Annotated in this window: 8 protein-coding genes; 6 read left to right on the top strand and 2 right to left on the bottom strand. The window is 76.4% G+C overall.

What is annotated here, in order from left to right; all coding sequences use genetic code 11:
* Nucleotides 1-3 precede the first annotated feature (3 nt).
* Nucleotides 4-2,769: an HAD-IB family hydrolase gene (locus tag H6H00_RS21735; protein ID WP_185717573.1), complete on the bottom strand. Its 2,766-nt coding sequence runs from the start codon at nt 2,767-2,769 to the stop codon at nt 4-6.
* Nucleotides 2,756-5,032, bottom strand: coding sequence for a glycerol-3-phosphate 1-O-acyltransferase (locus H6H00_RS21730; protein ID WP_185717572.1), 2,277 nt, complete (start codon nt 5,030-5,032; stop codon nt 2,756-2,758). Before H6H00_RS21730 ends, H6H00_RS21735 begins: the two co-directional genes overlap by 14 nt.
* Nucleotides 5,033-5,214: 182 nt before the next feature.
* On the opposite strand from H6H00_RS21730, the gene H6H00_RS21725 reads away from it, so the two are divergent.
* From H6H00_RS21725 to H6H00_RS21700, 6 genes are all read left to right on the top strand, one after another.
* Nucleotides 5,215-6,927, top strand: a complete 1,713-nt coding sequence (locus tag H6H00_RS21725; RefSeq protein WP_185717571.1) for a DUF222 domain-containing protein — start codon at nt 5,215-5,217, stop codon at nt 6,925-6,927.
* A gap of 233 nt (nt 6,928-7,160) precedes the next feature.
* Nucleotides 7,161-8,267, top strand: a complete 1,107-nt coding sequence (locus tag H6H00_RS21720; RefSeq protein WP_185717570.1) for a glycosyltransferase — start codon at nt 7,161-7,163, stop codon at nt 8,265-8,267.
* The gene (locus H6H00_RS21715) at nt 8,264-9,529 is read left to right on the top strand and encodes a GNAT family N-acetyltransferase (protein ID WP_185717569.1); all 1,266 of its coding nucleotides are present in this window, start codon (nt 8,264-8,266) and stop codon (nt 9,527-9,529) included. The genes H6H00_RS21720 and H6H00_RS21715 overlap by 4 nt, the downstream gene beginning before the upstream one ends.
* Nucleotides 9,530-9,546: 17 nt before the next feature.
* Nucleotides 9,547-10,395 carry a tryptophan 2,3-dioxygenase gene (locus H6H00_RS21710; protein ID WP_185717568.1) on the top strand — a complete coding sequence of 283 codons (849 nt, stop codon included), beginning with the start codon at nt 9,547-9,549 and terminating at the stop codon, nt 10,393-10,395.
* The gene (locus tag H6H00_RS21705) at nt 10,395-11,618 is read left to right on the top strand and encodes a kynureninase (protein ID WP_185717567.1); all 1,224 of its coding nucleotides are present in this window, start codon (nt 10,395-10,397) and stop codon (nt 11,616-11,618) included. Before H6H00_RS21710 ends, H6H00_RS21705 begins: the two co-directional genes overlap by 1 nt.
* Nucleotides 11,615-12,136, top strand: a complete 522-nt coding sequence (locus H6H00_RS21700; RefSeq protein ID WP_255425303.1) for a MarR family winged helix-turn-helix transcriptional regulator — start codon at nt 11,615-11,617, stop codon at nt 12,134-12,136. Before H6H00_RS21705 ends, H6H00_RS21700 begins: the two co-directional genes overlap by 4 nt.
* Nucleotides 12,137-12,170 lie beyond the last annotated feature (34 nt).

Raw genomic sequence — 12,170 nt, 5'->3', positions numbered from 1 at the left:
CGGTCACCGGCCCAGCGCGACCACCTCGGCCAGCCCGGCCCGGACGCCGTCGAGGAACAGGTCCGGCTCCGTGACGGCCGCGTCGTCGAGCACGATCCCGACGCACGCGGTGCCGTCGTGGGCCACCATCGTGACGGTCGCGGCGCACCCGGCCAGCGGACCGAGCGGGTAGAGCCGGCTGACCCGCGACCCGGCGAACCACACCGGGTGCCCGATCCCGGGCACCGACGCCACCTGCACGTCGGCCCCGGAGCCGGACGTGTCGGACGGTCCGGTCGACAGCAGCAGCTCCCGCACCGTGCGGACGCGGTCGCCCGCGTCGGCGACGGTCAGCGGCGCGCGCACCACCGCCCCGGCGAGCCGGCCGCCCGCCCCGTCCTGCGCGCCGAGCCCGACGGGCAGCCCGAGGGCGACGGTGGTGTCGTCGACGTCGACCCCGAAGTGCCGGTGGTAGCCGCGCAGCGCGCCGAGGACGGCGGCGAGGAACCCGTCGGTCGGTGACCCGCCGGCCGCTGCCGCCCCGGCCCGCAGGTCCGCGAGCGGCACCTCCAGCACCTCGGCCCGGCGCACCCCGCCCCGCCCGGCCAGCAGGGGGGCGCGGCGCTCGGGGGCGTCGGCGGGCGGGGCGAGCACGCGGGCGGCGGAGCGGACGAGCCCGCCGACGGTGTCGACGGGGTGGGTCAGCACGTCGGCCCCCAACCGGGCCAGTGCCCCGGCCGCCGACGGCGCGGTGCGGACGGGCGGCACCGGCGGCTCGGGGCGGTGCGGATCGTGTTCCGCGGAACGGCTGTGCAGCATCCCCATCAGCCGGACGGCCCCGACGCCGTCGGTGACGCTGTGGTGGATCTTCACCGCGTACCCGGCCGCTCCGCCCTCCAGCCCCTCGACGAGCAGGGCCGCCCACAGCGGGCGGGTCCGGTCCAGCGGGGCCGCGGCGAACTCGGCCACGGCGTCGAGGAGCTGGCGGTGCGTCCCGGGGGCGGGCAGCGCGATCCGGGTGACGTGGTGGTCGAGGTCGATCTCCTCGACGCCGGCCCAGACCGGCGGCCCGGCCCCCAGTGCGGGCTCGGCGACGACCTGGCGCATCCGCGGCACCATCCGCGACGCCCACTCGTGCGCGGCCGCGAGCCGGTCCGGGTCGGGGGCGGGATCGAGCAGCTCCAGCAGGGTCAGCGTGGAGCGGGCCGACCCGCTGCGCCACACGGCGGCGGCGTCGGCGTCCATCTCCGCGGCGGTCTCCCAGGCCAGCGGCTCGGCCACCGGCCCGCGCGGCCCGGTGGTCACCTCGACCGTCCCCCGCGGCGCCCCGACCTCGCGCTGGTCGAGCACGTCGAGGTAGCCGGCGCGCACCTCGGCGACCCGCGCGTCGAGCTCGTCGGCGCGCCAGTCGGAGGTGTCGACCGGCGGCAGCACGGTGACCTGCACCGTGCCCTCCCGGATCGTCGACGCCCCGCGCCACATGAGCTCCCCGGCGTTGTGGATCACCACGGGCACGACCGGCACCCCGGCCTGCATCGCGACGTGGAACGCGCCCTTCTTGAACGGTCCGAGCGCCGGGGTGACGCTGCGGGTGCCCTCGGGGGCGATGACCAGCGAGATGCCCTCGCGCAGCCGCTGGACCGCGGGGGCGAGAGCGGCCTTCGCGGCGGTGGTGTCGCTCCGGTCGACGAACGCGACGTCGGCCAGCCGGAACGCCGCGCCGAACCCGGGGATGCTCGCGGCCTCCTTCTTCGCGACCCCGGTGAACCCGCCGCGCAGCAGCTTGGCGAGCACGATGACGTCGAGCTGGCTCTGGTGGTTGAACAGGAACACCGCGGGCCGGTGGGACACCAGGTGCTCGGCCCCCCGCACGTCGAGGGTGACCCCGGCGAGCGCGGTCCCCAGGTCCCCGGCCAGGCTCAGCCCGAGGTCGACCGCGTCGCGCCGGCTGCCCTGGCCGAGCAGCTGGTTGACCGCGCCCAGCGCGAGGCCCGCGCCGAACCCGCCGAGCGTGCCGCCGACGGCCCCGAGCGCCCGCGCGATCTCCCGCGCCCCGCCGCGGCCGCGCGACCGGAACCGGGCGACCGGCCAGCCCTGCTCGGCGGCCTCGCGGGCGAGCCCGTCGCCGGGGTTGAGCGCGCGCGGGCGGCCGACGGTGCCCAGGAACGGCACGTCCTCGTCGCCGTTGGAGTAGGCGTAGCTGCGCTCCAGGTCGACACCGTGCGCGGGCGCGAACTCCCGCACGGCCGCGGCCTTACCGGCCCGCCACAGCGGCGGCCCGCCGGGGTGCCCGGTGCACAGCCCGTCGGCGAACTCCACGGGCGTGACCAGCACGTGCTCGACGCCCATCGCCCGCGCCGCCGGCTCCACCTGGAAGCGGGTGGCCGAGGAGGCCAGCACCACGGTGTGCCCGGCGCGGCGGTGCGCGGCGACGAGCCGCCACGCCTCCGGGTAGAGCGACCCGGCGACGCCCTGGCGCCACAGCCGCTCCCCCAGCTCGGTCAGCTCGTCCTCGCTGCGCCCGGCCCAGGCGCGCATCCCGAGGACGAAGAAGCGCTCGAAGTCGTCCTCGGTGGTCAACCCGCGCATGCCGATGAGCAGCATCCGACCCAGGTCGACGGGCTCGACGTGGCCGGACCGCACGTGGTGGCGGGCGAAGGCGCCGAGGGAGAACCCGTCGATGAGGGTGCCGTCGAAGTCGAAGAAGGCGCCGATCCCGGGGCCCTGCGGCCCCGACTCGACGTCGGCGATCAGGTCGGCCTCGGACCAGCGCGCGTCAGGGTGCGACACCGACGACCTCCCGTCGCGACGCCGCGTCCAGCTCGTCGATCGTGATCACCTGTCCCAGCACGGCCCGCAGTCTGCTCGCCAGGTCGGCCCGGCGCAGACCCAGCTCCTCACGCCCCGGGTCGACCAGGTCCAGGTTGCCGGCCAGGCGCAGCGCGCTCGCGAACAGCTCGCGAGAGAGCGACTCCGGGCCGTGCAGCCGGCCCTGCAGCAGCATCTGCTGCCCGACGCCGGTGCACTCGTCGAGGAACTCCTTCTCCGCGATCGCGTTCCGCGGAGCGCGCGCGGCGAGCCGCTCGGCCACGACGAGCTGGGCGTCGACGAAGGACCGCAGCACGCGGTGCGCCATGAGGAACGGCGCCCGGCCCAGGATCGCGCGCCCGTCCTGCGCGGTCTCCCATCCCGGGTCGAGCCGCTCGAGCTCCGCGGTGAGCCGGGCCCGGTAGGTGTCGCGGTCGGGGAAGAAGAACTCGAACTTCAGCTGGTCGCGCAGCGCGAACGCGGACTCCCACCGCTCGTCGGGCGGGCTGAGCAGCACCAGCTCGGCCAGCGCGCGGTCGACGAAGTGGTGGATCGCGCTGTTGCGGTAGAACGCGGCGACGAGGTGCTGGCCGCGCTCGATCGCGTACACCGGCTCCTCCCCGCCCGCGTACGTCGTGACCACCCGGGACGCGGCCAGGGCGGCGAGGACCCCGCGGACCCCGGCGTCGGTGTCGAGCGCGTCGCCGCCGTGGCCGTCACCGCTATGGGGCAGGTCGCGGTCGAGCACGTACTCGCGGACCGGGGCGAGCACCCTGCGCACCTGGCCGAGGGTGAGCGCACGGTCGCGGACGCCGAGCAGCGCGAGCGTGACCAGCGCCGTCGCCATGACGGGCGTGACGCGGTTGATCCCGACGGCCACCTCGAACGCGGCCTTCTGCAGCGCGAGGCGCCGGTCCGGCGTCGCGTCCAGCGCGGCGCGCAGCGAGATCGGTTCGGCGAACCGGACCTGGGCGGTGCCGATCTGGCTCAGCTGCGCGCGGGCGTAGCGGGCGAGCCACGCGACCCCCTCGCCCTTCTTCGCCGCCCCGGCCTGCTCCGCGGCCATCGCGGCCACCTCGCGGAGCTGGTCGTAGGTGATCGAGACGGGCACCAGGTGGACGTCGGAGACCCGGTCGCGCTCGACGGCCTCGGCGACGTTGGCCAGCAGCCCGAACTTCGGCGGGCGCAGCTTGCCGGTGCGCGAGCGGCCGCCCTCCATGTACCACTCCAGGTTGAAGCGCTTGGAGAGCAGGAAGCCGAAGTACTCGCGCACGGCGAGCTTGTAGACCTCGTCGTCGCCGAAGCTGCGCCGGATGAACACGACCCCGGCGCGTTTCGCGACCGGACCGACCGGCCAGAACCGCAGGTTCTCCCCGCCCAGCACGTGGTTGCGCGGGAAGTCGTGCTCGGCGAGGACGTCGGCGAGCAGCAGCGGGTCGGCGTAGGAGCGGTGGCTGGGCAGGAACACGAGCGCGTCGCGGCGGTTGAGCTCGCGCAGCCGCTCCAGGCCCGCGGTGTCGACCTGGACGTCCCAGGCGCGGGCGTGCAGCGGGCGCAGGGCGCCGGACAGCAGGTCGACGGCCATCGGGCTCATCGACGCGACGAGGCCCTGCAGGTCGGTGCGCGCCTTCGCCGCCACCTCGGCCTCGGGCAGCTCCAGCTTCTCGGCCAGCGCGGTGACCTCGCGGCGGAACGACGGGTCGTCCTCGATCATCTCGACGATCTGCTTCGGCACCTTGTAGCGGTCGCCCACCAGCGCACGCTCGGCCCGCTCCAGCGCGAGCGTGGCCTGGCCCGCGACGAAGCGGCCCAGGTCGCCGCCGTCGCGGTGCCGGGCGCGCAGCTCCGCGACGGTGGCGGGCTCGGCGACGACGACCGGCGCGCGGTCGGGTTCGCGCCGGGCGATCCGGGCCTGCTGCCGCGCGGGCGGGCGGCGGGGATCGGTGAGCGAGACGAGGTCGGCCCAGCGGACGCGCCGGACCCCGTTGTGCTCGCGGGGCAGCCAGGCGACGCGCGCCGCCGTCACCACCGCGGCCCCGTCGGCCTCGGCGAGCGGACGGCTGAGCGCGGGACCGTGCAGGGGCAGGACCTGCACCGGGTCGAGCCCGCTGTCCTGCGCCCACCTCGAGATCAGGCCGCGCTCGACGTCGGTGGACGCCTGCACCAGCAGGATCGTCGGCGCGCCGGATCCCTCGGTCGCGCCGGCCGACGGTTGCACCGGACCGGCCTCCGTCGCGAGTCCCATGCGCGCCCCTTCCGTCCGGCCGATCCCCGATCGGACCCATCCTGTCTCATCCGGTGATCGGGGTCACCCGCCGGTGATCGCCTGTGGACAACTGCGGCGGTGCACCTCCTCGGGCGACGAGGGTGTCGGACCTCCGTGCCACGGTCGCGAACAGGTGTTCGAGACCCGATCCGGAGGACGTCATGACGCAGCCCGCCCCCACCCCGCCCCTGACCCTCCCGCAGCTCGAGGACGAGCTGCTCGGCCTCGCGGGGCACCTGGCCGCCGCCCAGAGCCGCTTCCTGACGCTCCTCGCGGAGTTCGACGACCGGGCCGGCTGGGCCGGTCCCGGGCTCAGGTCGTGCGCGCACTGGCTGACCTGGCGGATCGGGATGAGCCTGCGCACCGCGCACGAGCACGTCCGGGTGGCGCACGCGCTGCGGCGGTTGCCGCTGATCGCCGCGGCGTTCGCCCAGGGCCGGATCTCCTACTCCAAGGTGCGGGCGATCACCCGCGTCACCGTGCCCCCCGCCACCGTCTCCGCGGATCTCGCCGCGGTGGAGGCCGACGACCCCGCATCCGGCTCGCCGGCCTCCGACTCCGCGACCGGGCCGTCCGGCGCCGCGGCCGCCGGAGACACGGCCACCGGTGACACGGAAACTGCGGACACCGCCGTCGGGGATGCGGCCGTCGCGGACGCGGCCGCCGAGGGGAGGTCCGCCGTCTCGGGCGCGACCTCGGCCGGCGGGGTCGCCGACCGGCCCGCGCCGGCGCCGCGGCTCCATGACGCCCCGGTCGACGCCGAGCGGACCCTGCTCGATCTCGCTCTCGCCGGGACGGCCAGCCACGTCGAGACGGTCGTCCGCGCCACCCGCCGCTTGCAGGCCGACCCCGGCCGCCTGTCCGCACGGCGGTCGTTGACCTGGAGGTGGGCCGACGACGGGTCACTGGTCGTCGCCGCCCGCCTCACCCCGGCCGACGGGGCCGCGCTGATCTCGGCGATCGACGCGGCCACGGCCCCCGCCCCGGCCCCGAGCCGCCGTCCCGTCGCCGCCCCGCCGGACTGGCGGAAGCGCTCGGAGGCGGAGTACCCCGGCTCGGCCACCGACCGGCTCGCCGCCCGCCGGGCCGATGTCCTCGTGGCGATGGTGACCACGACCGGTGACCTGGATGCGGCCACGGATCCGGGTTCCGGCACGCGTCCGGAGACGGCCGACTCGGGCGCCGACACCGGCCCGGGGCCGGCCGCCGAGCAGCACGGCCGGCGGGCGGCCGTGCGGACGGCCGTGCAGCGCGGCCGGGCCGACGTGGTCGTGCACATCGACGTCGCCGACGGCACGGCCTCGATCGTCGGCGGGCCCGAGATCGCCCCGGCCACGGCCGAGCGCCTGGCCTGCGACGCCCGCGCCCAGGTGCTGCTGGAGGACGGCCGCAACCGGCTCTACCTCGGCCGGCGCCGGCGCCTGGCCTCGCCCGCGCAGATCGCCGCGCTCACCGTGCGCGACTCCGGGCGGTGCCGGTTCGCCGGATGCACCCGGGAGCGGCACCTGCAGGCCCACCACGTCGTGCACTGGCTGCGGGCCGGCCGCACCGACCTCGACAACCTGGTCCTCCTCTGCGGCTTCCACCACACGCTGGTCCACGAACGCGGCTACGGCATCCGACGGTCGGCGACGGGGTGGGAGTCCGTGCGACCCGACGGCACCCCGGTCCCGGCCGTCGGCGCGCCTCTCGTGGGCGACGTCGAGCGCCTGATCGAGATGCAGACCCGCGCGGAACTGCGGATCGAGCCCGACGGGCTGACGCCCACCTGGGGAGGCGAGCGGCTGGACCGCCACGCGATCCTCGCGCACCTGCTCCCCCCGGCCGGCGACGACGGCATCGACGACGCCGAGCGCAGCAGCGTCGCGGCCTGACCCACCACGGGCCGATCCACCGCGGGCCGATCCACGCGGGCGGCGTGCCGCGATCGCCGGTCCGGTCCACCCGGTGTCCCGCGGAACGCACCGGACGGCGTCACGGTCCGGATCGCACCGCAGCGGCCCGGCCCGGACGCGGGAAACGGGTCGCACGAACGGGTGATCCGGGCGGTAGGGTCGGCGGCCGTCATCGCCCCCGCGGGGGCGCCGCCGGAGAAGTCGGAGAGCCCGTGAAGGTCGCGCACCTGGTCCCCACCCTGCACCCCGGAGGGCCGGAGACCGGCCTCGTCGACCTCGCAGCCGCGGCGCCGAAGGCCGGGCTGGAGCTGATGGTCGTCGCGCTGTCGACGACGTCGGACACCACGCAGGTGAGCGCGCTGCGGCGGCTCGGGGTCCCGGTCGCGGAGCTCGGGCTGGCCCCCTACGACCCGCGGGCGGCGGGCCGGATGGTGCGGGCGCTGCGCGAGCGCGGTGCGGAGCTGATCCACACCCACCTGCCCCCGGCGGAGGTCGTCGGTGCCGCGGCCGCGCTGCGGATGCGGGTGCCGGTCGTCTCGACGCTGCACCACATCGAGAACGAGCCAGCCGACCGTGTCGACCGCCTGCGACGCACCGCCCGGATCCTCGCCCGGCAGCGCTTCATGTCGCGCACCGTCGCGATCTCCCGCACCCAGCGCGAGTGGTACCGCGGGCTGGGCGGGCCGGCGGGCGACATCGTCGTGCTCCCCGACGGCGTCGTCGATCCCGGGCCCGTCGACGCCGCCGAGCGCGACCGGGTGCGCACGATCCTCGACGTCGGCGAGCGCGGCACGCTGGCCCTGTCCAGCGCCCCGATGCGCCGCGACGCCGGGCACGAACTGCTGCTCGACGCCGTCGAACTGATCCCGGCCGCCACCGCGCTGACGGTCGCGCTGGCCGGCGACGGGCCGCTGCGGCCGTGGCTGGAGTCGCGGGTGGCGGCCTCGGACGCGCTGCGCGACCGCGTCCGGTTCGTCCACCGCGGGCAGGACGCCGCCACCCTGCTCGGCTCCGCCGACCTCGTCCTGCACACCAGCGCGTCGGGCGCGCTGCCCACCGCCCTGCTGCGCGCGATGGCGGCCGGGGTCCCGGCTGTCGCGACGCGCGTCGGCGGCGTCCCGGAGATCGTCTCGGCCGACACCGGCGTGCTGGTGCCGCTGCAGCCGGGCCCCATCGCCGACGCGATCGTCGCGCTCGCGGCCGACCCGGCCCGCCGGGAACGCCTGGGCACCGCCGCCCGCCGGCGCTACCTGGCCGAGTTCGAGGCCGTCGGCTGGGCACAGCGGCTGCGCACCCTCTACGACGGGGTGCTCGCGTGACCGTGTCCCTGCACCGCGCCACCGCCGACGACCTGCCCGCGATGGCCACCGTCGACGGGCGCGCGTTCGGGATCGACTACTCCGACCAGGACCTCACCGACCTGCGTCTGATCCTGGACCCGGACCGGTTCGTGCTGGCCCGCGACAGTGGCACGACCGGCGGCGGCACGACCGGCGGCGGCGCGACCCGCGGCGGCGCGACCCGCGGCGGTGGCGACCACGCCGCGGAGGGGGAGATCGTCGGGGTCGCCGGTTCCTTCCCCTTCGCGATCACCCCGCCCGGCGGGGCGCCGATCGCCGCGGAGGGCGTCACCTGGGTCTCCGTCGCGGCCACCCACCGCCGACGCGGGATCCTGCGCGCGATGCTCGGCGACCTGCACGCCGGCTACGCCGCCGCGGGCACGCCGCTGGCGGTGCTCACCGCGAGCGAGGGCGGGATCTACGGCCGCTTCGGCTACGGCGTGGCCACCACCGGCCGGAACGTGGAGATCGACCGGTCCCGCGCCGTGCTCCGGGCCGACGCCCCCGATCCCGGCGGCGTGCGCTTCGCCTCGACCGCGGAGGTGCGCGAGCGGGTCCCCGACATCCACCGCCGATGGTGCGCGGGACAGCCGGGCGCGCTGTCGCGCCCGTCGCCGTGGTGGGACTTCGCCCTGCTCGACCGCCCCCACCAGCGCCGCGGCGGCACCTCGCGGTTCCACCTGCTCCACGCCGACGGCTACGTGGGCTACCGCCTCGACTCCGGGGTGTGCCGGGTCGTGGACTTCTTCGCCGTCACCGACGAGGCCCGCATCGCGCTGTGGCGGGTGCTGCTCGCGATGGACCTGGTCACCACCGTCGCCACCGGGGCCGTGGCCGACGACGACCCGCTGCGCTGGCTGCTCACCGACGCCCGCGCGGTGCGCACCACCCGGGTCGGCGACGACGTGTGGGCGCGCGTCCTGGACACCCCGGCCGTGCTCGCCGCCCGCCGCTACGCCGTCGACGTCGACGCGGTGCTCGAGGTGCGCGACCCCGACGGGTACGCGGCCGGCCGGTTCCGGCTGCGCGGCGGCCCGGACGGCGCCGAGTGCCTCCCGACCGACGACGCCGCCGACCTCGCGCTGGACGTGCCCGCGCTCGGCGCGATCGCGTTCGGCGGAACGCGGGTGCACACGCTCGCCCGCGCCGGCCGGGTCTCCGCCGCCGACCCCGCGGTGGCGCGCCGGCTCGACGCCGCCTGCACCGCCGAGCGCGAGCCGTACGCCGGGACCCACTTCTGACCTGCGAGAGTGGTCGGATGGACGAGACCGGCACGCGACCGCTCGAGGACGGCCTGGTCAGCGACTTCACCCGCAACCTGTCCTACGGCGCCTACCTGCACCTGACCGAGCTGCTGTCGGCGCAGCACCCGGTGAGCCGCCCCGAGCACCACGACGAACTGCTGTTCATCGTGCAGCACCAGACCTCCGAGCTGTGGCTCAAGCTCGTCCTGCACGAGCTGCGCACCGTGTGCGACCAGCTCGCCGCCGACGCGCTGCGGCCCGCGCTGAAGGGGCTCGCCCGCGTCAAGCACATCCAGCGCCAGCTCACCGAGCAGTGGTCGGTGCTGGCCACGCTGACGCCGTCGGAGTACTCCGAGTTCCGCAGCTTCCTCGGCACCTCGTCGGGGTTCCAGTCCTTCCAGTACCGGGCCGTGGAGTTCGCGCTGGGCAACAAGGACGCCGCCATGCTCGGCTTCTTCGACGACGACCCGGCCGCCCGCGCGCTGCTCGCCGACCAGCTCGCCCGCCCCAGCCTCTACGACGAGTTCCTGCGCCTGCTCGCCCGCGCCGGCCACGACGTGCCGGCGGCGCTGCTGGAGCGCGACGTCACGAGGGCGCACGTGTTCACCCCGGACCTGGTTCCGGTGTTCCGGACGATCTACGAGGACTCGACCCGGTTCTGGGAGGCCTACGAGGCGTGCGAGGAGCTCGTCGACCTGGAGGAGAACGTGCAGCTGTGGCGGTTCCGGCACCTCAAGACCGTCGAGCGGGTGATCGGGTTCAAGCGCGGGACGGGCGGGTCGAGCGGGGTCGGGTTCCTGCGCCGGGCCCTGGACCTGACGTTCTTCCCCGAGCTGTACGCGGTGCGGACGGAGATCGGCTGATGCGGGACCGGGCCCGGGAGCTCGACGCCGCCGATCCGCTCGCCGCGTTCCGCGACCGCTTCCTGCCTGCTCCCGGCGTCGTCGCCTACCTGGACGGCAACTCGCTCGGCCGCCCGGTCGCCGGCGTCGCCGACCGGCTCGACGCGTTCGTCCGCGAGGAGTGGGCGGGCCGGCTGATCCGCGGCTGGACGGAGCCGGCGGGGAGCGGGGGCTGGATGCGCTGGCCGGAGGAGGTGGGCGACCGCATCGCGGCCGCCGCACTCGGAGCCGCACCCGGGCAGACCGTCCTCGCCGACTCCACGACCGTGCTGCTCTACAAGCTGGTCAGGGCGGCCGTCGACCACGACCCCGGCCGCCGCGAGATCGTCCTCGACACCGACAACTTCCCCACCGACCGCTACGTCGCCGAGGGCATCGCCGCCGAGCGCGGCGCGCGGCTGCGCTGGATCGAGACCGATCCCGCCGCCGGGATCACCGCCGACCAGGTCGCCGCCGCCGTCGGCCCGGACACCGCGCTCGTCCTGCTCAGCCACGTCGCCTACCGGTCGGGCTGGATCGCCGACGCCGCCGCGATCACCGCGATCGCCCACGACGCCGGCGCGCTGGTCCTGTGGGACCTCAGCCACTCCGTCGGGTCGGTCGAGCTGGCGCTGGACGCGTGGGGCGTCGACCTCGCGGTCGGGTGCACCTACAAGTACCTCAACGGGGGCCCGGGCTCCCCCGCCTTCGGCTACGTCCGGCACGGCCTGCACGACCGGCTGCGCCAGCCGATCCAGGGGTGGATGGGCGGCCACGACCCGTTCGCGATGGGTCCCGGCTACACCCCGGCCGCCGGGGTGCGCAGCCTCGTGTCCGGCACCCCGCCGATCCTCGCCGCCGTGCCGCTGCTCGCCGGGCTGGAGCTGCTGGAGGAGGCCGGGATCACGGCGGTGCGGGCCAAGTCCCGGGCGCTGACCGCGTACGCGCTCGACCTCGTCGACGCCTGGCTGCCCGGCGTCGAGCTGGTGTCGCCGCGCGACCCGGACCGCCGCGGCGGGCACCTGACGATCCGCGGGTCCGGGTTCCGCGACGTCCTCGGCGCGCTGTGGGAGCGCGGCGTGATCCCCGACTACCGCGAGCCCGACGGCATCCGGCTCGGCCTCGCCCCCCTGTCGACGAGCTTCACCGAGGTGCACGACGGGCTCGCGGTCCTGCGGGAGCTCGTCCCCGGGGGGCCGTCGTGACCGAGCCCGACTTCTGGTCCTTCGTCGACGTCGCCGTCGACCGCGCCGCGGAGCGCCTGCCCGGCCTCGACGCGGGCGCGATGCGGCTCGTGCTGAGCCTGTACCGGGCGTCCAACGCGCTGGTCTACGACCTGGAGTCGACCGTGCACCGGCCGCGCGGCTGGTCGTGGCCGGGGTTCCGGGTGCTGTTCGTGCTGTGGACGACCGGGGAGCCGCTGGAGGCCTCCCGGGTGGCGCAGCTGTCGGGGATGAGCCGGGCGGCGGTGTCGGCGCTGGTCAACACCCTCGTCCGCGACGGGCTGGTGTCGCGGCGCACGGCCGAGCACGACCGTCGGGCCGTCGAGCTGACCCTCACCCCGGACGGGGAGCAGGCCCTCGCCGAGGCCTTCACCGCGCACCACGAGCGCGAGCGGACCTGGGCCTCCGCGCTCACCGCCGACGAGGCCGCCACCCTCACCGGGCTGCTGCAGAAGCTGATGGCCGGCGACGTGGCCGCGGCGGCGAACCGGCGGCGGTGAGCCCGGTCCCCGGGTCGCGCTTCCGGTGCTCCCC

The organism is Pseudonocardia petroleophila, assembly GCF_014235185.1.
Classification (GTDB): Bacteria; Actinomycetota; Actinomycetes; order Mycobacteriales; family Pseudonocardiaceae; genus Pseudonocardia; species Pseudonocardia petroleophila.
The sequence above is the reverse complement of the archived record's forward strand: the minus strand, read 5'-3'. Positions and strand labels throughout refer to the sequence as shown.